At 32.7% G+C, this 19,510-nt stretch carries 21 protein-coding genes; 20 read left to right on the top strand and 1 reads right to left on the bottom strand.

The features are described 5' to 3' along the window. Positions 1 to 107: 107 nt before the first annotated feature. The gene (locus ACMDB5_RS10650; protein WP_413998236.1) at positions 108 to 923 is read right to left on the bottom strand and encodes a M48 family metallopeptidase; all 816 of its coding nucleotides are present in this window, start codon (positions 921 to 923) and stop codon (positions 108 to 110) included. 272 nt (positions 924 to 1,195) lie between these two features. On the opposite strand from ACMDB5_RS10650, the gene ACMDB5_RS10645 reads away from it, so the two are divergent. The 20 genes from ACMDB5_RS10645 to ACMDB5_RS10550 all read left to right on the top strand — a co-directional run bounded on the left by ACMDB5_RS10645 (position 1,196) and on the right by ACMDB5_RS10550 (position 19,503). Beyond that, the gene (locus ACMDB5_RS10645) at positions 1,196 to 2,062 is read left to right on the top strand and encodes an alpha/beta fold hydrolase (RefSeq protein ID WP_413998235.1); all 867 of its coding nucleotides are present in this window, start codon (positions 1,196 to 1,198) and stop codon (positions 2,060 to 2,062) included. 43 nt (positions 2,063 to 2,105) lie between these two features. Then, entirely contained in the window at positions 2,106 to 2,498 is a 393-nt protein-coding gene (gene msrB / locus ACMDB5_RS10640) for a peptide-methionine (R)-S-oxide reductase MsrB (RefSeq protein WP_413998234.1), read from the top strand. A 3-nt stretch (positions 2,499 to 2,501) separates the two neighbouring features. Further along, positions 2,502 to 3,143, top strand: a complete 642-nt coding sequence (locus ACMDB5_RS10635) for an endonuclease III domain-containing protein (protein ID WP_413998233.1) — start codon at positions 2,502 to 2,504, stop codon at positions 3,141 to 3,143. A 145-nt stretch (positions 3,144 to 3,288) separates the two neighbouring features. Then, on the top strand, positions 3,289 to 4,233 hold the full coding sequence (locus tag ACMDB5_RS10630) for a restriction endonuclease (RefSeq protein ID WP_413998232.1): 945 nt from the start codon (positions 3,289 to 3,291) through the stop codon (positions 4,231 to 4,233). A 258-nt stretch (positions 4,234 to 4,491) separates the two neighbouring features. After that, entirely contained in the window at positions 4,492 to 5,649 is a 1,158-nt protein-coding gene (locus tag ACMDB5_RS10625; RefSeq protein ID WP_413998231.1) for an RNA-binding domain-containing protein, read from the top strand. A gap of 15 nt (positions 5,650 to 5,664) precedes the next feature. Further along, on the top strand, positions 5,665 to 6,150 hold the full coding sequence (locus ACMDB5_RS10620) for a hypothetical protein (RefSeq protein WP_413998230.1): 486 nt from the start codon (positions 5,665 to 5,667) through the stop codon (positions 6,148 to 6,150). Positions 6,151 to 6,349: 199 nt separating this feature from the next. Continuing rightward, on the top strand, positions 6,350 to 6,805 hold the full coding sequence (locus ACMDB5_RS10615; RefSeq protein ID WP_413998229.1) for a GNAT family N-acetyltransferase: 456 nt from the start codon (positions 6,350 to 6,352) through the stop codon (positions 6,803 to 6,805). Between the two features lie 192 nt (positions 6,806 to 6,997). Beyond that, entirely contained in the window at positions 6,998 to 7,864 is an 867-nt protein-coding gene (locus tag ACMDB5_RS10610) for an AraC family transcriptional regulator (protein ID WP_413998228.1), read from the top strand. Between the two features lie 71 nt (positions 7,865 to 7,935). Then, positions 7,936 to 8,703: an MBL fold metallo-hydrolase gene (locus ACMDB5_RS10605; RefSeq protein WP_413998227.1), complete on the top strand. Its 768-nt coding sequence runs from the start codon at positions 7,936 to 7,938 to the stop codon at positions 8,701 to 8,703. Further along, the gene (locus tag ACMDB5_RS10600) at positions 8,703 to 8,912 is read left to right on the top strand and encodes a hypothetical protein (RefSeq protein ID WP_413998226.1); all 210 of its coding nucleotides are present in this window, start codon (positions 8,703 to 8,705) and stop codon (positions 8,910 to 8,912) included. The genes ACMDB5_RS10605 and ACMDB5_RS10600 overlap by 1 nt, the downstream gene beginning before the upstream one ends. Continuing rightward, entirely contained in the window at positions 8,852 to 9,118 is a 267-nt protein-coding gene (locus ACMDB5_RS10595) for an ester cyclase (protein ID WP_414000381.1), read from the top strand. The genes ACMDB5_RS10600 and ACMDB5_RS10595 overlap by 61 nt, the downstream gene beginning before the upstream one ends. 199 nt (positions 9,119 to 9,317) lie before the next feature. After that, complete coding sequence (locus ACMDB5_RS10590) at positions 9,318 to 9,998, top strand: 2'-5' RNA ligase family protein (protein ID WP_413998225.1); 681 nt, start codon at positions 9,318 to 9,320, stop codon at positions 9,996 to 9,998. A gap of 185 nt (positions 9,999 to 10,183) precedes the next feature. After that, positions 10,184 to 10,582 carry a putative quinol monooxygenase gene (locus ACMDB5_RS10585; RefSeq protein WP_413998224.1) on the top strand — a complete coding sequence of 133 codons (399 nt, stop codon included), beginning with the start codon at positions 10,184 to 10,186 and terminating at the stop codon, positions 10,580 to 10,582. Between the two features lie 112 nt (positions 10,583 to 10,694). Continuing rightward, complete coding sequence (locus tag ACMDB5_RS10580; RefSeq protein WP_413998223.1) at positions 10,695 to 11,195, top strand: GNAT family N-acetyltransferase; 501 nt, start codon at positions 10,695 to 10,697, stop codon at positions 11,193 to 11,195. A 222-nt stretch (positions 11,196 to 11,417) separates the two neighbouring features. Further along, positions 11,418 to 11,870 (top strand): VOC family protein, encoded by a 453-nt coding sequence (locus ACMDB5_RS10575; RefSeq protein WP_413998222.1) that lies wholly within the window; start codon positions 11,418 to 11,420, stop codon positions 11,868 to 11,870. Positions 11,871 to 12,053: 183 nt separating this feature from the next. Next, positions 12,054 to 12,452, top strand: coding sequence for a VOC family protein (locus ACMDB5_RS10570; protein ID WP_413998221.1), 399 nt, complete (start codon positions 12,054 to 12,056; stop codon positions 12,450 to 12,452). Between the two features lie 118 nt (positions 12,453 to 12,570). Further along, positions 12,571 to 12,855: a hypothetical protein gene (locus ACMDB5_RS10565; RefSeq protein ID WP_413998220.1), complete on the top strand. Its 285-nt coding sequence runs from the start codon at positions 12,571 to 12,573 to the stop codon at positions 12,853 to 12,855. 382 nt (positions 12,856 to 13,237) lie between these two features. Then, positions 13,238 to 13,966 carry a TIGR00730 family Rossman fold protein gene (locus ACMDB5_RS10560; RefSeq protein ID WP_413998219.1) on the top strand — a complete coding sequence of 243 codons (729 nt, stop codon included), beginning with the start codon at positions 13,238 to 13,240 and terminating at the stop codon, positions 13,964 to 13,966. 194 nt (positions 13,967 to 14,160) lie between these two features. Beyond that, a complete protein-coding gene (locus ACMDB5_RS10555; protein WP_414000380.1) occupies positions 14,161 to 16,908 on the top strand; it encodes an aminopeptidase in 2,748 nt (915 codons plus the stop codon). A 186-nt stretch (positions 16,909 to 17,094) separates the two neighbouring features. Continuing rightward, positions 17,095 to 19,503 carry a thiamine pyrophosphate-dependent enzyme gene (locus ACMDB5_RS10550; RefSeq protein WP_413998218.1) on the top strand — a complete coding sequence of 803 codons (2,409 nt, stop codon included), beginning with the start codon at positions 17,095 to 17,097 and terminating at the stop codon, positions 19,501 to 19,503. Positions 19,504 to 19,510: the final 7 nt, after the last annotated feature.

Raw genomic sequence — 19,510 nt, 5'->3', positions numbered from 1 at the left:
TATTTTAAATACAAACTCGCTTCTTTTAAAGAATATTATGCTTTTTCATAAAAAAAGCCAAATCAATAGAAATGGCCTTTCATTTATAAAAATGTAAAATTCGCGTCTTATTTAGGAAGTATTCCAACTTTAGCTGCAGTCGCTTTTGCTTCAGGAATTAATGCTTTCAAATTAGCAATTCTAGTAGCATCAGAAGGGTGCGTACTTAAAATTTCTGGTTGGGCTTGTCCATTTGATTGAGCCGACATTCTTTGCCAAAAAGTTATAGCTTCCTCCGGGTTATAGCCCGCAATTGCCATTAATGTCAATCCTATTTTATCAGCTTCAGTCTCATGGCTTCTGCTAAATGGCATCATTCCTCCTATTTCTGAACCCATTCCATAAACCTGATTCACAATTTGTTGGGTTGAGGCGCTTTTATTACCGACGGCGGCGGCAACTCCAGCAGCTCCATATTGTTGTAATTGAGCAGCACTCATTCTTTGTGCTCCATGATCGGAAATAGCGTGTGATACTTCATGCCCCATAACCGTTGCTAAACCTGCCTCGTCCTTTGTTACCGGCAAAATACCCGAATACACCACAATTTTTCCTCCTGGCATACACCAGGCATTCACTTCTTTATTGTCAACTAATTTGTATTCCCAACGGTAATCTTTTAGAAATTCTGCTTTACCTAAATAAGCTAAGTATTTTTCCGAAGCATCTTTGATTCTCATTCCAACTTTTTCTACTCTTTTTGCATCGGCAGTACCCACAATTACTTTATTTTCTTTTAAAAAAGTTCCGTATTGCTGAAAAGAAGTTGGAAACAATTCGCTATTAGAAACAAAATTTAATTGTTTTTTCCCTGTAATAGGATTTGTTGCGCAGGAAAACACTAATCCTAAAGTGCTAATTCCTAATATTAAATATTTTCTCATGATTGTTAAATTTTAAAAAACAAAAATACAATTAAATAAGTTTTTATTTAATAAATTAAATTCAAATGTTTCATTATTTTAATTTTAATTATCCTAAAATATAATAATTTTAGGATAATTAAAATTCGTCTATGACAGAAAATTATTTTTAGTTATCATAAACTAAATATTCTTTCTAAGTAAAGTAAATGCTATTTTTACCTCATTTAAAAAGAAAAGTTTTTAGACTTTCTTAATTTGCTGAAAAACCCATAAAATAAACTTAATCAAAAATGACAAAAATCGGTGCTAGCCCTGAAAAAATATTAAAAATACCAAGGTTTATTATCATAACCGGCAAAATAATCGCTTTTATTTCTCCTAAACTTGCCACTTTGTATGCTGTAAAATTATTTACGACTCCTATAAAACATAAAATTCCAAAAAGAGAATTTGAAATGGATCGTAACAGCCTTCAAAAATTAATACCTATTCCGGCAATAAACAAACAAGTCGTTGTATACCAATATGGAAAAAGTGAGCGCAAAATTTTACTTGTTCATGGATGGTCCGGTCGTGGAACCCAATTGGTTAAAATTGCCGATGAACTATTAAAATCAGGTTATTCAACAATAAGTTTTGATGCTCCTGCTCACGGAAAATCTCCCGGAAATAGTAGTATCATGGTCGATTTTATCGCTACCATTTTAGAACTAGACAGGCAATATGGTCCTTTTGAAGCAGCAATCGGACACTCTTTAGGAGGAATGTCGGTATTGAATGCCGTAAAAAGCGGACTAAAAATAGATCGCTTGGCTATTATTGGAAGCGGAGATATCGTACAGGACATTATTGACGATTTTATTGCAAAATTAGAATTGAAACCAAGTATAGCCACAGGTTTGCGTTTGCATTTCGAAAAAAAATACGGAGGCACAATGGATGATTATTCTGCCTACAAAGCCTCCAAAGAAGTTACAATTCCCTCATTGATAATTCACGACGAAAATGATTATGAAGTTCCCGTAAAGGCAGGAATTCACATCCACAAATATTTAAAAAACAGTGAACTTTTGCTGACAAAAGGACTAGGTCATCGAAAAATCCTTGGCAACCAGAAGGTGGTTGAAAAAACAGTACAATTCATCACTAATAAATAACTATAAAACAAAGTATTAACTTTATAACAATTTAAAATACAAGATGGAATATCCTTTACAAAAAGCCGAAGAACAATGGAAAGAACAATTGGGTGAAGAAAGATACCGAATTCTACGCCAAAAAGGAACCGAATACCCACATTCAGGCAAATACAACCTTACTTTTGAAACAGGAACTTATTGCTGTGGCGGTTGTGGGGAACCTTTGTTTGAAAGCAGTTCCAAGTTTGAAGCCCATTGTGGTTGGCCCTCCTTTGACGATGCCATCCCAGAAAAAGTAAAAAATGTTCTGGATAAAACACATGGAATGATCCGTACCGAAATCGTTTGTGCCAATTGTGGCGGGCATCTAGGACATGTATTCAACGATGGCCCCACTAAATCCGGTCAGCGCTATTGTGTGAATTCGTTATCTGTAGATTTTAAAGAAGAATAACTGATGGATTTATTTGGAGAAAGTACAAATTGGGTACAAAAATTAGCCCCGATTCTGGAACAATACAAAGATCAAAAACATCCTTTGAACTACCAAAATAGGTATCAATTGGTGGTTATGGTTGTACTCTCTGCCCAAGATTCTGATGCCAATATCAACAAAATAGCTCCTGCCCTTTTTGAAGTCTTTCCAAATATAGAAAGTCTAGCGGTTTCGAATGTAAATGCTTTATTGCCTTATATTTCAGGAGTCCGAAACTTTGCAACCAAAGCCAATTGGTTACTCGAAATTGCTCAAACTATCAAAAAAGATGAAAACATTCCACTGACGATGGAGGCATTGATCGCTTTGAAAGGCATTGGACGAAAATCAGCTAATGTTATCATGCGTGAATCTCATGCTCCGGCCGAAGGAATTATTGCTGATTTACACGTAATCCGTGTAGCACCGAGAATTGGATTGCTACCCGAAACCAAAGACGGTATCAAAGCCGAAAAACTATTGATGCAAGTATTGCCAAAAAACATTTGGGGTGAAATTGGTATGGCAATTTCTTTTCTGGGACGAGAAATTTGCCGCCCTAAACCAAAATGCCCTGAATGTCCTATCAAAAACATTTGTACCTATTACATCAAAAACTTCTAAAAAGAGGACAATAAACTATGTAATAACAAAAGTAAAAGTTTATTTATTAATCTTTTCTGCTGAAAACTTGTATATATTTGATTGTATATACTAGTTATGGGCTATTATCTCGCAACTAACAATAAAATGAGTTAAAATTAACATTATGAAATATGATTATTTGAATCAACTTTTGGGAAATGATAGTGAATTTGAAGATTTATTTAAAGATTTTGACTTTAATTTATTAGAATCACAAGATTTCAAAGAAGATGCTGTAAGAGAAGAAATAGTTTTTCCTATTTTAAAAAAACTTGGATATAGTGCCTCAAACAAAAACAAGATAATAAGAAGTAAGAATCTAAAACATCCATTTTGTTATTTCGGGACAAAAAAGCATAGCGTAAATATAATCCCTGATTATACTTTCGAGATTGATGGTGAGAATAAATGGATTTTAGATGCCAAGCGCCCTTCTGAAAATATCTTTGAAGGAAAAAATGTCTCTCAAGCATATAGCTATGCTGTACATCAGGAAATAAGAAGTGATTTTTTTTGCCTTTGTAATGGAAAGGAATTTTCCATATTTGATGTAAAACAAACAAATCCCATTTTAAAATTTCACATTAAGGATTTAAAAAAAAATTGGAAAGAATTAGAAAAATATTTAAGTCCAGAATTCGTTAAAAAACCTCACTTAAGGAACTTCAACAGTGATATGGGCTTATATATTATGAGATTTGGCATAGAAGAAAACTTTTTTTTGCCTATGTGCTTTCCTATGGAAGGAATTGGTTTTATTGCTAAATTAACAGATAACTCATATACAATTAATTGTAGTTATGGAACTTATGTAGCAGAAGGAATTACACAAGAATTCGCAGGTACATTTGATTTTAATGAACAGCAATACTTAGAGTTATTAGAAATTTTGCCTCACCCATTGAAAATTAAAATTTCAGACGCTTTAAAAAGGCAACCTTTCAAATACGTGGAAATACCATCCGAAAAATTTCATTTTAATATGTACGCTGTTTTAGATTCAAAAATCCAAAATAATGATGATGAAAGTTATCTGCCGTTTATTGTTAAATACTTTGAAAAACAATAACAGCCCATAACAGCCGTTACAAAAGATTTGGGTATTTGGCTGAATTTAAAAATGGTTTTGTACTTGGACAATTTGTGCATAATGGAAAAAACTCGCATCTTTAATCCCAAACCTCTTGTAGCGCCAGAACGTTAGTGGCAAGTTTACACATATTATCTGGAAAACTGTTAATAACTTGAATTTACTTACAGTTAAATAGTTAAAGTTATATATATATTAGCAAATTATAAAACTTAACAAAAATTTACTTTTCATCAAATGATTGATATATTAGAAAAACTTAAAACTCAGCCTAGCGAAAATTTTGAATCTGAAACTTTAGAATTTAAATGTTATAATTCCGAAAGCGCATTACATAATGCAAATTTGTCAGATGAAATTTGTGCTTTGGCCAACAAATATGGAGGTCAAATAATTGTTGGTGTAGTAGATAGTTCAAGTATTAAAAATCAAAAATGGGAAACTCAATTAAATGGTTTTCAAAAAGTAGATTTGGATACAACAAAAGAAAGATTATTAGGCAAAATAAACCCCAAAATTGAAATTAAACTTTCAGAAATACACTTTGATAGTAAAAACTACTTAATAATAAAAATCCCCAACGTAACACATTCTTTAGTAAGTACAAGTTCTGGAAAAGTTTATATAAGAGAAGGTAAGTCAAGTGTACCAGCAACTCCTGATCAGATTCAAAATTTAGTTAAAAATCTTCAGTCATACGATTGGAGTGGTGAAGAAAATGACTTAGAAATTGAACTAAGTTTAAACATGACTGCTCTTAAGGAAGCAAAATTAGATTTTTGCAAAAGGCGAGGAATTGAAGAAAATGATATTAGTGATTTAGGTTTTTTGGAAGCAATTGATGCTACGAAAAACGGAAGACTTAATAATTCTGGTCTTCTTTTTCTAGGGAATAGGTCAATCATTCATAAAAATTTAGGATTATATGAATATCGATTTTCATGGAAAACTGCTGATGGCGAACTAAAAATAAATGATGTATGGGACGATTGCATATGGAATTCAGTAAAAAAAATAAAAACATATTTTTTAGCTTGTAACAAGAAAATCATGCTCCCTTATGAAGGAAATGATTATGAATTAAATACTATGGATGAACAAGCTTTCCATGAAGCTTTTCTAAATTCTATAGTTCATCGTGATTATACTTTGGATGGTATGACTTCCGTTAATTTTAAAGAAAATGAATTAGTAATTACAAACCCAGGCACATTTTATGGAGGCGTTAATAGTTCTAATATCTCTTATCATGAACCACGCCACAGAAATAAAGCCCTAGCAAAAACATTAATGGCTTTCCAATTAGTTGATAGAGCTGGAATGGGTGTTCTTCGAATCGGTTTGAATTCATTGACTTACGGAAGAGATTTTCCAGTTTGGAAAGAAAATTTATAAAATATTGAAGTGAGAATGCCTGCTGAATATTTTAAAGCTGAAGTGTTTTTACTTACACAGAAATATATTAAAAAATGTAGTATTTCAGATCTTTATATTATTAACAATCTCCATAAAATAGGTTTCGCAAGTATAAATTCACTAGATAAACAACTTGCTAAAGTTGTTCATTCTCCTTGGAATGAAATTGAGAAATCAATGCAAAGAGAAGATTTTAAAGAATATTTTACATATCATGGAAATTATGATGGTCTATATATTTGTACATCAGCCAAAGGAATTGTTGCTTTAGGTGTGTCTAAAGCATTTAAAACTGCCTCAAATTCAGAGAAACATGTTAAGCTTTACCTTTACTTAAAAAAACATCGTTACGCTACTAATGAAGAAATAATGACCTTACTTGGGTTCAAGTTTGCGGGTTCAACTTCGAATTTTCTAAAAAAATTAAACTATGTTAAAAATTCTGGAAAAAGTAGAAATAGTAAATGGAGCCTAAAATAAAACCTGCTGGTAACAGCCGTTACAAGAGATTTGGGGGATTAGTCTGAATTTAAAGATGGTTTTGTACTTGGAAAATTTGTGCATAATGGAAAAAACTCGCATCTTTAATCCCAAACCTCTTGTAGCGCCAGGACGTTAGCGGTCAGGCTAAAACGACATCGGTATCGAAAGAAAACTATCTAACAGATTGAAAATTAAAATGACAAACTTAATTACGATACGAGAATACGATACGAAGGACAAAAATAAAGTCATTAACTTAATAAAGTTAAATACGCCTGAATATTTCGCAGTTGACGAAGAAGAAGACTTGAATAAATATTTGGAAACAGAAAGGGAACTTTATTATGTTTTACTTTACGACCAAAAAATTGTTGGATGTGGTGGAATTAACTTTGCAGACAACAATACGACAGGAAAAATTAGTTGGGACATACTTCACCCTGATTATCAGAAAAAATCTTTGGGTACAAAATTATTGAAGCACCGAATAGACAAACTAAATTCTATTGACGGAATACAAAAAATCACTGTAAGAACTTCACAAGTCGCATACAAATTCTATGAGAAACAAGGTTTTGAACTGTTTGAAATTAAAAGAGACTATTGGGCAGAAGGGTTTGATATGTACAATATGGAATATAAACAACATTGAAAACACTGCCAACAACAGTTTGACAAGATTTGGGCATTTGGCTGAATTTGCAGCTAGTTTTGTATTTGTAAAATTTACTTCGTCCGTTCGCTATGGCACGGGTGTGCATAATGGAAAAAACTCGCATCTTTAATCCCAAACCTCTTGTAGCGCCAGGACGTTGGCTGCAAGCTAAAAAAAAATAACAGACTATTGAAAACTATACATTTTAATAAAACGGAGTGCGGCGTTGATTTTTTACTCAACGTTTTAAATGAAGCTTGGGTTGCAGAAGCTTATATGCTGCCTGATACCCATAATTCTGATTATTTTGAAATAATAGTTCTCAATAAGGGAAATGGATTTGTATTTATTGATAATAGAAAAATACAAATCACTGACGATAGTATTTTATTTATCTCGCCTTTTCAACTCAAAAAATGGGAAGTTAATGTAAACGAATTAGATTTTACGATTCTAATTTTTAAAGAAGAATTTTTAAACGATTTTTTTGCTGATAAGCTTTTTACTTATAAGCTATTATATTTTTATCAATATGACCATCCCACGAAATTAGATTTAGATAGTGGAAAAATTCAAGGTATCATCAATAATTTAAAAGAGATTAAATCGGAGCTTATCTCTCCTAATCTGGATAGTGCTCACATTATTCGTTCACTAATTTATTATGTATTGCATCGTCTTAATAGAGATTATGCCATCAATAACAATCTGCCATTTCAAATTGACACCACAAATCATGCTTATGCGTTTAAAAAATTGTTGGAACAACACATTAGAGAAAAACAACGCATAGAGGATTATAGCGAACTTTTAGGCATCAGTCGAATTACATTGAACAGTGCTGTAAAAAAGCAATTTCATCAAACCGCTACTGAGCTTTTAAAAAACAGATTGTTAACCGAAATCAAGAATGACTTGCTATATTCTGGTAAAACAATTAGTGAAATTGCTTTTGGACTTGGATATTCAGAACCCAATCATTTGATGCGTTTTTTTAAAAAACAAACAGGATTAACGGCTTCAGAATTTCAGTCGACTTATCAAAATGGTAGGTAATGATAACCAATAGGTAGAAAAGCATTCTTATAACCGCTATAATTTTGTACCATAATTAAAACACATATATTATGAAGGTACAATTGATCAGAAACGCCACAATGGTTGTTGAATATGCAGGAAAGAAAATGTTGGTAGATCCTATGTTTTCTAAAAAAGGAGCATTAGCCCGTGGTCCAATGCCTGCCAAAGATTGGAATTGGAAAAGAAACCCTAATAACGAACTTCCGCTTCCTGTTGCAGAGATTATTAAAGACATTGACTTTATGGTTTTAACACATCTTCACTTTGATCATTGGGACAAAGCGGCTGCAGATGCATTACCAAAAAACATTAAAATTTTTGTTCAGGATGAAAATGATAAAAAAACAATAACGAAATCGGGCTTTACCAATCTTGAAATATTGACCGAGAATTCAACCTTTGGAGATATTAAATTAAGCAGAACCAAAGCGCAACACGGAAAAGGATTTATTCTTAATCTTGCAGGACAGGTAGCTGGAATTGTATTACGCCATTCATCAGAAAAAACACTTTACATTGCTGCAGATACAGTTTGGTATGAAGAAGTTGAAAAAACGATTGCCAAATTTAAGCCAGAAGTAATTGTAGTAAACGGTGGTGATAACCGATTCATTATTGGTGATCAATTGGTTATGAGTAAAGAAGATATTTACAAAACACATCAAGCGGCTCCAAAAGCAGACATCGTTGTTGTGCATATGGAAGGTGTTTATCATAATACGCTATCGAGAAAAGAACTAAGACAGTTTGTTGATCAAAAGTCGATTGGCGAGAATATAATCATTCCGGAAGATGGAGAAACAGTAAGTTTGTAATGGAAAATAATATAGTATATAACAAGCAACTGGTACGTGACTTTTATGCTGCTGTAGATCGCGAAGACTACGAATCTGCAAGTACTTATTTACACCAATATTTTATCTTCTATCATCAGGTAGATCATCCGATTCCTGGAGCAGGAGGATTTGTAGCATCAGAAAAGAAAATTTTGATGCCTTTGGAGAATTCTCTTTTCAAATCATAGATCTTATTGCGGAAGGCAATAAAGTAGCAGTTTATATGATTCACGAAGGAAAGCATAACAAAAATCCATTGATGGGACTGGAACCCAAAGGAAATACTATTCGTTTTTCATTAATGATGTGGCTTACCATCGAAGAAGGAAAAATTATTGAGAAGCGGGCTCATTTTGACCGAGCTGATATTGAAAATCAAGCTATTAAACGGTAAAAAGTTACCATTAGTGTTAAAAATAGCCAGCAGCCGACAGCGGTTTTGCGAGATAGCGAAATATGTGGTAAATTCAAGTTTATTTTTTACAAGAAATTATATCTTAGCCGAAAAACCGCAGTTCCGAAGCTCGCAACCACGCAAAGCGAGGGATGTTAAGCGACATTGATAAAAAAAATCGCAAAAAAACTGATAATCAATGAACATAAAAGAACATTACAGTAAACTATATAATGAATCTATTTATAACATTTCTTCAGACAAATATCAAATTGACAATTTAATAGATTCAAAGTTTGACCAAAGATTTGGAATCACTTTACTTATAAGACCTTCAAATGAAGTAAAAGACAAAATTCAAAAATTTATAAACGAACTAAAAAAGGTTGAACCGAATCAATATTATTATCCTAATTCTGATATTCATATTACAATTATGTCTATAATATCTTGTTATGAGGGTTTTAGTATTGAAAATATCGAACCACTTAAGTATATTGAATTAGTAAAAAAATGTTTACCTCTTAATCAAAATATTGAAATTAATTTCAAAGGTTTAACTGCTTCAAATTCCTGTATCATGCTACAAGGATTTATGAACAATAACCAATTAAATGAAATAAGAGATAATTTGAGAGTTGAATTTAAGAACTCTAAATTGGAACAAAGTTTAGACAAAAGATATTCCATTCAAACAGCACATTCAACAATAGTTCGCTTTAAAAGTCCTTTTAACCAAAAACACGATTTTTTGAAAATAATTGACAAATATGCCGATTATGAATTTGGAACTTTTGAGATTAAAAATATTGAACTTGTTTACAATGATTGGTATCAGAGAAAAGAATTTGTACAGAAAATATATGAATTTGAAATATAATAACGTCCTCAAACAACCATTACAAGATAATTGGGTTTTAGACTGAATTTGCAGCAAGTTTTGCACTTGTAAAATTTGTGTTTATTGGAAAAAACTCGCATCTTTAATCCCCAAACTCTTGAAGCATCAGAACGTCTCAGGCATAATTGATCGTGCAAGTCATAAAATCTTTAAAACTACATAAAATGAAAATCTGGGCAACATTTATTTTAACCCTTTTATCAATCCCTAACATGATTGCACAAAATAACGAAATGATGGTCAGAATGTCTGAAATAGAGATTGACATCAATTTTCTTCCCGAGTATATTAAAATTTTAAAGGAAGAAGCGCGTTTATCCGTTGAGTTAGAACCTGGTGTAATATCAATTTATCCAATGTTCGAGAAAGACAATCCTGCGCAAATAAAAATTCTTGAAATCTACGCAAATAGAATTGCTTACGAAGCGCACTTAAAAACGCCACATTTCTTAGCATATAAGACAAGCACATTGAAAATGGTAAAATCACTTAAGCTAATTGATATGGAGTCAATTGATGCGACAACGATGAAGAAAATTTTCGAAAAGATAAAAAGCGAATAAATAGTTATTCCTGCCGCTAACCTCCGTTAGGCATAACATTAGCAGTAATTCTATTGCAATAACGATAACTATTTTAATATCAATTATTTATTTAACGATAGAAACAACCAAAATGAAACTACCTCCTTACGATAAATTCCCCGAAATTATTTCAGACACTATTGTCTTGAGGCAAATTCAAATCGACGACATCAAGGATATTGTTAAAATATCTTTTTACGATTCCCGACCAGCTATGACTGTTGAAGACGCAACAGAAATGCAAGATAAAATTAACTTAGACTATCAAAACGGATTATCAATTCATTGGGGCATTGCTGACAAGAATACAAATGAAATTATTGGAACTTTAGGATATTATCGTGGGTTTGACAAAAAAGTTGGAGAACTTGGTTGCGTTTTAAGACCTGAATTTCGAGGAAAAGGTTTTATGACAGAAGCAATGAAACTCGCAACCGAATTTGGGATTAACGATATTGGATTAACAAAAATAATTGCGATTACAACTAAACAAAATAACAGCGCAACAAAACTTCTTGAGCGCCTAAATTTTATTAAAATTGCAAACCTTCAAGATGATGAAATTGAATATCAGTTTGTAAATAATTTATAATAGGTATGAGTTTTATCTCAAGATAATATTTTAATGTTTTTTGTTAATCAAACATTCCAGCTAGCAGCAGTTTTTATGCTATTGCCGTTTTTGTTGTTGCAGGAACGTTTTTATTTCCTAACTTCGTTTAGTTCAGCCGAGTGAACTCAGTTTCAATTTACCCAAAACTCACCAAGCACTAGAATGTTGACTGTTATTGTACCAAAATTAAAAAACAAAATTATGGCACTATTCAATCCTTATTTGCACTTCGCTGGGAATACCGAAGAAGCATTTAACTTTTACAAATCCATACTTGGTGGAGAATTTATTAAGATGGTTCGCTATAAAGACCTACCGCAATCTGATGAGCATAAAATACCCGAAGCATACCTTGATAAAATAATGTACATTGCTTTGCCTATTGGAAAAAACAATGTTTTAATGGGCTCAGACGCAATATTAGAAAGTACCGAGAAAAAATTTACTGTTGGAGATAATTTCCACATTTCAATAAGTGCCGAAAACAAAGAAGAAGCCAACAACTTATTTAATGGACTTTCAGTTGATGGAAAAATTGAAATGCCAATTGCTAATAGTCCTTGGGGTTCTTACTTTGGTATGCTTATCGACAAATTTGGCATTCAATGGACGGTAGATTTTGACCCAAAGGATAACAGAAAAATAAAACAATGAACCCCTAGTCGGGTAAAAATTTTATACAGCCGATTCTCAGAGATTTTTTATTTTTTTAAGGAAAATATTAACGGAAAGTTAGTTCGACCTACTGCTAACAACCTAACTTTTAATTATCTGAATAAAACAACTTGGTTCATAAATTCCATAACTTTACAAGAAAGGATTTAAACGCTAAATGTCATGGAATCAAATTTAATATGGGCAAACTTAGTATCAAATAATCTAGATAAAACAAGAAAGTTTTATACAGAATTAGGTTTTGAATCAAATGAAAAATATTCGTCAGAAGAGTCAACAAGTTTTCTATTTGGTCAAAATAAATTTGTTATTAACTTTTTCACTAAGCAGAGATTAGAAAAGAAAGAAAACGGCAATCTCAACAATGCTGAAAACCAAAATGAGGTTATTTTTTCCCTTTCTGCAAATAGTAAAGAAGATGTAAATAAATGGGCTGAAAAAGTAAAGTCTGCTGGCGGAACAATTTTTTCAAATCCGCAAGATTATGAGAAAGGCTATAATTTTGTTTTTTCTGATCCGGATGGACACAAATTTAATGTTCTGTATTGGCCGGGAATGTAAATATAACAGCCTACAACTAACAACTTTGATCAATGGCGGGTTTTCCTTCAGATTATATAAGGTTTGATTATTCAAAGGAAATATTAGGTTTTAAATAAAATGTAAAAACACCAAAAAAATGAAAAGCAAAAGACTAATTATCATTCTTACAGTAGTAGTTATTCTATTACTCATTCCATTCATAGCAATGCAATTCACTAATGAAGTCGACTGGAAAATCTCAGACTTTGTAATAATGGGAGTTCTATTGCTCGGAACAGGCTTATTATGTGAAATCGTAATGAGAAAAGTAAAAGGTTCCAATAGCAGAATCATCATTTGTTTAGGGATTTTACTTTCATTATTCCTTATTTGGGTAGAACTTGCAGTTGGGATTTTAGGAACACCATTTGCAGGTTCTTAAACTGAAAATAAAATAATTATACACAACATCGGTAGTTGTTATTTGTCTAATTTCGTTTGAAATCCCTTCAAATATTTTGCAATACTAAAACCGGCTTCTAATCCATGATGAACCTCAATAGAAATAGGCATAATCTTTCTGTTTTCGCGAATATAGATTTTCTTATTTATTTTTACTTATCAAAGTCTCTTGGGAATTCTATTTTTTATTCTAATCCTTATTCAAAAAAGAAAATAACTTCTAAAAAATTATTAAAATTAAAAAACTATAGTGCCTAATTCTTGAAAAAAGAATTACTTTAGTAGATTGGAGTCATAGCTCAGATAGCAGCAATATTTGAATAAAACTCCAAAAAAATAATAGTTAATAATACAATACGAATATGAGATTAGAAGATTTTGACAATGACGAGGATAAGGTAATCCAAGATAAATTAAAACAAAAAACCTGGAACGAGATAAGAAGCAATGACAGTTGGGCGATTTTTAAAATCATGGCCGAATTTGTAAACGGCTATGAAAGCATGGGACGCATTGGTCCTTGTGTGTCTATTTTTGGATCGGCACGAACCAAACCAGAAGACAAATACTATAAACTTGCCGAAAGCATTGCCTATAAAATCAGTAAAGCAGGTTATGGCGTGATTACCGGCGGTGGTCCGGGAATTATGGAAGCGGGGAACAAAGGGGCACATCTTGGCGGTGGAACATCGGTTGGATTGAATATAGAGTTACCATTTGAGCAGCATTTTAACCCTTATATTGATGGCGATAAAAATTTGAATTTTGACTATTTCTTTGTTCGAAAAGTGATGTTCGTAAAGTATTCCCAAGGTTTTGTGGTTATGCCGGGCGGTTTTGGTACGATGGATGAATTGTTTGAAGCGATAACCCTAATTCAGACCAAAAAAATTGCTAAATTCCCAATAATACTCGTGGGAACAAGCTTTTGGTCAGGATTGATTGACTGGGTAAAAACGGTATTAATCGAAAAAGAACAAACCGTGAGCCCTGATGATTTGAAATTAATAAAAATTGTGGATACCGAGGAAGAAGTGGTCGAAGTATTGGATACTTTCTATAAAAAGTACAATTTGAAACCTAATTTTTAAGAATAAGGCTGTTTTTAAGAACAGCCTTATCTTTTTTTTAGTATTTTAACTTCAATACTAAGTATTTTACATAAATAAATGTAACTTGTGCTACAATAAATCAAAACCTACAATTGAAATCAAGCTACAAAATTGCGGTTTGCCTTCTAGTTTTATTGACATCAATAAAACAATATGCCCAACACCATTCCCAAATGTTTGTTGAAGTAGATTCTGAGAATAAAATCTTAAATATCCAGCAAGAAATTTCTTTTTTTAATGATTCTAATGATACGCTGTCTTCCATTGTTTTGAATGATTGGAATAATGCTTATTCAAATGTAAAATCGCCTTTGGCCAAACGATTTTCGGATGAATTTTACAGAGGTTTTCATTTGTCCAGTGAAAAAGAAAAAGGAAGTACCAGTAATATTACCATTATTGACGCTAATAAATTATTCCTCTCTTGGGATCGAACAGCGGAAAATCCGGATATTATTAACGTAAAGCTCCGAGAAAAATTAGCTCCAAAACAAAAAACGACTATTCATCTTACTTATGTAGTAAAAATCCCCAATGATAAATTTACAAAATACGGTTACGATGCCTTGGGAGACATCAACCTAAAAACATGGTACCTAAGTCCTGCCCGATTTGAAAACCACGCTTTTACACAATACAACAATGAAAACTTGGACGACATTGCCAATGCTGTTTCTGACTTTGATATCGAATTGAAACTACCCAAAAACCTAGAAGTTACCTCAGATTTAGATATTGTTGAATTGGCACAAAAAGAGAACTCCTCTATTTATAAATTATCAGGAAAAAACAGAATTAATTTCAGCCTTTTTATAGAGCCTAAATCCAGCTTTTACAGTTTCAAAAGCAATTCGCTAGATGTGATTACTAATTTGAAGGAAGAAAAATTAAGCACCGTTCAAAAAGCACTTATTATTGACAATGTGGTGCGTTATGTAAATGATTTGATAGGAAAATATCCTTTTGACAAAATCGTTGTTTCCAAAACCGATTATGAACGAAATCCTTTTTACGGATTAAACCAACTGCCTTCGTTTATAAGCCCTTTTTCGGATGAATTTACATTTGAGATTAAATTCTTAAAAACCTATTTGAATGCTTACCTTCAAAATAGTCTTCGGTTAGACAATCGAAAAAACAGTTGGATTTATAACGGCATACAGGTTTTTGCCATGATGAAATACATAGAAGAAAATCATCCCAACAGCAAAATGTTGGGTAGTGCCTCATCCTTTAAATTATTGAGGAGTTATAATCTGACAAATCTTGATTTTAATGAGCAATACAGCTATTTCTATATGTTGATGGCTCGAAAAAACTTAGATCAATCTCTAGGCAGCCCGAAAAACACCTTAATCAAATTCAACGAACAGATTGCCGGAAAATACCATGCCGGATTGAGTTTACGCTATTTAGACAACTACCTTGGCGAAAATTCGGTGACCAACAGCATCCATCAATTCTATGCCGAAAATAAAGAAAGACAACTTTCTGAAAAAGATTTTGAAAACTTATTAAAATCAAATACTGAAAAAAATATAGATTGGTTTTTCAATACCATCATAAATTCGAGAAAAATTATCGATTATAAATTTTCAAATGTTAGCAAAACCAAAGACAGCATCAGTTTTTCTATCAAAAATAAAACTGGCGTTATTGTTCCTGTTCCTATTTATGGAGTCAAAAACGGAAAAATTGTATTGAAAAAATGGTTAGAACCTAAAGCTAATGATACGGTCTTTACTTTGGAAAGAAACAATGCCGATAAAATTGTCTTAAATTACAAGAATGAAGTTCCTGAATACAATTTAAGAAACAACTGGAAATCCCTAAAAAGCTTCTTCCCTAATAATCGCCCCATAAAGTTTGTCTTTATGAAAGATCTTGAAGACCCTTATTACAATCAGGTTTTATATGTTCCTACCTTAACCTACAATTTATACGATGGTTTATCACCGGGATTAAGACTCCACAATAAAACCATTCTAGACAAGCCTTTTGTTTTTGATATCAATCCCTCCTATTCTACAAAATCAAGCACATTTTCAGGATCGGGCTATTTTGTAGTCAATCAAAATTACAGAAACAGTGCGCTTTACAATGTGAGGTATTCACTTTCTAGTTCCTATTTTCATTATGCCCCGGATGCCACTTACCTATCAATAAATCCGACGGTTCAATTGCGCATTCGCGAAAACGATTTTAGGGACAACCACAAGCAATTGATTTTATTTCGCCAAATAATGATCAACCGACAAAAAAGTGAGATAGTCATTGATAATTCAAAAGAAAATTATTCGGTTTTTAATGCTAAATATTTCAATTCAACAAACGAAATCACCAATCAATTTAGTTTGATGACTGATCTTCAAATTTCGGGGAAATTTGGAAAAGCCGCAGCCGAAGTGAGTTATAGAAAACTATTCGAAAACAACCACCAAATCAACTTACGCTTTTACGCCGGTAGTTTTTTGTATAATAAAACCAATTCGGATTTCTTTAGCTTTGCATTAGACAGACCAACGGACTATTTATTTGACTATAATTATTATGGCCGATCCGAGAGTAGCGGTTTCTTTAGCCAACAATTAATTATTGCCGAGGGCGGTTTTAAATCCAAACTTAACACTCCATTTGCTAATCGATGGATTACCACTTTGAATGGAGGTTATAACATTTGGAACTGGATCGAAGTTTATGGCGATGTAGGCTTTGTCAAGAACAGTTATCAAAATGGCAAAGTTTTATTTGACAGTGGAATCCGTCTTAATTTAGTACCTGACTATTTTGAAATGTATTTGCCGGTCTATTCTTCTAATGGTTGGGAAATAGGACAAAACAAATACAATGAAAAAATACGTTTTGTGATTACCCTATCACCAAAAGTTTTAATCAATTTATTTAATCGAAAATGGTTTTAATTGCTAAAATAAAAACACCTCAATTAAACTATTCTCAATAAAATATGTTTTTAATTACATATAATTAAAAAATAAACTATTTAAAATAGGTAAAATTACACATAATTAAATTTTATTTCTTTTATTGAATTATGATAATAGCTAGTTTTTAAGTAAATTTGCAGCACTAAGTTATACTTTTCAATTATGATAAAAGAAAAAACCAATACTACATTGACATTCGAAGATTTCAAAACCGAAGTATTGAACGACTACAAGATTGCCATAACAAGCCGAGAATGTAGTTTATTAGGACGTCGAGAAGTATTGACCGGAAAAGCTAAGTTCGGAATTTTCGGTGACGGAAAAGAAGTTCCTCAGTTAGCAATGGCCAAATTTTTCAAGGATGGTGATTTCCGTTCAGGTTATTACCGCGACCAAACTTTTATGATGGCTATTGGTCAATTGACTATTGAGCAGTTTTTTGCCGGACTATACGGAAACACCAATATAGAACAAGATCCTATGTCTGCCGGTAGACAAATGGGTGGGCATTTTGCCACACACAGTTTAAATGAAGACGGTTCTTGGAAAAATTTAACAAAACAAAAAAATTCAAGCGCTGATATTTCTCCTACAGCCGGGCAAATGCCTCGATTATTGGGACTTGCTCAAGCATCAAAAATATACCGAAATGTTTCTGGAATAACTAATCAATCTAATTTTTCGGTTGACGGAAATGAGATTGCTTGGGGAACTATTGGAAACGCAAGTACTTCTGAAGGATTATTTTTTGAAACCATCAATGCTGCAGGTGTACTACAAGTACCTATGATTGTAAGTGTTTGGGATGATGAATACGGAATTTCGGTTCATGCAAGACATCAAACCACAAAAGAAAATATATCTGAAATCCTAAAAGGATATCAAAGAGACGACAAAGCCAAAGGCTATGAAATCCTAAGAGTAAAAGGATGGGATTATTCTGATCTGATTGCGACCTATGAAAAAGCATCTGCAATTGCGCGTGAGCAACACGTTCCGGTACTGATACATGTAAACGAATTGACTCAACCTCAAGGACATTCTACTTCAGGATCACACGAAAGATACAAAGATGCGGATCGTCTTGCTTGGGAAAAAGATTTTGATTGCATCCGCCAAATGAAATTATGGATGATTGCGATTAACATTGCATCTCCGGAAGAAATTGCCGAAATTGATTTAAAAGCAAAAAACGATGTCCTTGAAGGTAAAAAAGCCGCTTGGAACGCTTTTATAGATCCAATCGTAAAAAGCCAAAAAGAATTGATTTCTTTATTGAAAAAAATTGCCGAATCAAGTAATAATAAAGAAAGCATCTTAAAAAATGCTAGTGAATTGAGCAGTATAAAATCTCCTTTAAAAAAGGAAATTCTTATTGCAGCACGTAAATCATTGCGCTTGGTTCAAAACGATAGTGGTAAAAACGAATTATCCAATTGGATTAGCTCTTACATTACTGAAAACCAACCTAATTTTAGTAGTAATTTACATTCTGATTCTGATTTGAATGTGTTTTCGGTAAAAGAAGTCTTGCCTAAATATGATGAAAACACAAAAGAAGATGCAGATGGAAGAATGATTCTTCGTGATAATTTTGATGCTATTTTTACAAAATACCCCGAAGCTTTAATTTTTGGTGAAGATGCAGGAGCCATTGGTGATGTAAACCAAGGTTTAGAAGGAATGCAGGAAAAATACGGTGAACTGCGCGTAGCTGACACCGGAATACGTGAAGCCACAATTATAGGTCAAGGAATTGGAATGGCTTTAAGAGGCTTAAGACCTATTGCCGAAATTCAATATTTAGATTATTTATTGTATGCTATCCAAATCATGAGTGATGACTTAGCGACCTTACAATACAGAACTGTTGGCAAACAAAAAGCACCTTTAATCATCCGTACTAGAGGACACCGATTGGAAGGAATCTGGCACTCAGGTTCACCAATGGGTATGATTATCAACGCCCTTCGAGGAATCCATGTATTGGTACCAAGAAACATGACCAAAGCGGCAGGTTTTTACAATACTTTATTGGAATGTGACGAACCGGCTTTAGTGATCGAATGTTTAAATGGATACCGCTTAAAAGAAAAAACGCCTCTAAATTATGGCGAATTCAAAACACCGATTGGAGTTGTTGAAACCATGAAAGAAGGTAATGATATAACACTGGTTTCTTATGGCTCTACATTGAGATTAGTAGAACAAGCTGCCAAAGAGCTTATGGAAGTTGGTATTGATTGCGAAATCATCGATTTACAATCTTTATTACCATTTGATATAAACCATGATCTTGTAAAAAGTATCGCTAAAACAAACCGCCTTTTGGTGATTGATGAAGATGTTCCAGGCGGAGCTTCAGCTTATATTTTACAACAAATCGTGGAACAACAAGATGGTTATAATTATTTAGACAGCAAACCGCAAACCTTAACAGCAAAAGCACACCGACCTTCTTATGGAACGGATGGTGACTATTTTTCAAAACCTTCTGCAGAAGATATTTTTGAAAAAGTTTACGCTATGATGAATGAGGTCAATCCTGCTAAATTCCCGAATTTATATTAAAAGTATA

The organism is Flavobacterium sp. W1B (assembly GCF_047344965.1).
Lineage (GTDB): Bacteria > Bacteroidota > Bacteroidia > Flavobacteriales > Flavobacteriaceae > Flavobacterium.
The sequence above is the reverse complement of the archived record's forward strand: the minus strand, read 5'-3'. Positions and strand labels throughout refer to the sequence as shown.

Coding starts and splice junctions, on each gene's coding strand:
- ACMDB5_RS10635 (WP_413998233.1), top strand. CDS start 2,502: ATGGATTTATTTGGAGAAAGTACAAATTGGGTACAAAAATTAGCCCCG.
- ACMDB5_RS10580 (WP_413998223.1), top strand. CDS start 10,695: ATGAAACTACCTCCTTACGATAAATTCCCCGAAATTATTTCAGACACT.
- ACMDB5_RS10625 (WP_413998231.1), top strand. CDS start 4,492: ATGATTGATATATTAGAAAAACTTAAAACTCAGCCTAGCGAAAATTTT.
- ACMDB5_RS10570 (WP_413998221.1), top strand. CDS start 12,054: ATGGAATCAAATTTAATATGGGCAAACTTAGTATCAAATAATCTAGAT.
- ACMDB5_RS10605 (WP_413998227.1), top strand. CDS start 7,936: ATGAAGGTACAATTGATCAGAAACGCCACAATGGTTGTTGAATATGCA.
- ACMDB5_RS10600 (WP_413998226.1), top strand. CDS start 8,703: ATGGAAAATAATATAGTATATAACAAGCAACTGGTACGTGACTTTTAT.
- msrB (WP_413998234.1), top strand. CDS start 2,106: ATGGAATATCCTTTACAAAAAGCCGAAGAACAATGGAAAGAACAATTG.
- ACMDB5_RS10575 (WP_413998222.1), top strand. CDS start 11,418: ATGGCACTATTCAATCCTTATTTGCACTTCGCTGGGAATACCGAAGAA.
- ACMDB5_RS10560 (WP_413998219.1), top strand. CDS start 13,238: ATGAGATTAGAAGATTTTGACAATGACGAGGATAAGGTAATCCAAGAT.
- ACMDB5_RS10615 (WP_413998229.1), top strand. CDS start 6,350: ATGACAAACTTAATTACGATACGAGAATACGATACGAAGGACAAAAAT.
- ACMDB5_RS10565 (WP_413998220.1), top strand. CDS start 12,571: ATGAAAAGCAAAAGACTAATTATCATTCTTACAGTAGTAGTTATTCTA.
- ACMDB5_RS10555 (WP_414000380.1), top strand. CDS start 14,161: ATGTTTGTTGAAGTAGATTCTGAGAATAAAATCTTAAATATCCAGCAA.
- ACMDB5_RS10585 (WP_413998224.1), top strand. CDS start 10,184: ATGAAAATCTGGGCAACATTTATTTTAACCCTTTTATCAATCCCTAAC.
- ACMDB5_RS10620 (WP_413998230.1), top strand. CDS start 5,665: ATGCCTGCTGAATATTTTAAAGCTGAAGTGTTTTTACTTACACAGAAA.
- ACMDB5_RS10590 (WP_413998225.1), top strand. CDS start 9,318: ATGAACATAAAAGAACATTACAGTAAACTATATAATGAATCTATTTAT.
- ACMDB5_RS10550 (WP_413998218.1), top strand. CDS start 17,095: ATGATAAAAGAAAAAACCAATACTACATTGACATTCGAAGATTTCAAA.
- ACMDB5_RS10650 (WP_413998236.1), bottom strand. CDS start 923: ATGAGAAAATATTTAATATTAGGAATTAGCACTTTAGGATTAGTGTTT.
- ACMDB5_RS10645 (WP_413998235.1), top strand. CDS start 1,196: ATGACAAAAATCGGTGCTAGCCCTGAAAAAATATTAAAAATACCAAGG.
- ACMDB5_RS10630 (WP_413998232.1), top strand. CDS start 3,289: ATGAAATATGATTATTTGAATCAACTTTTGGGAAATGATAGTGAATTT.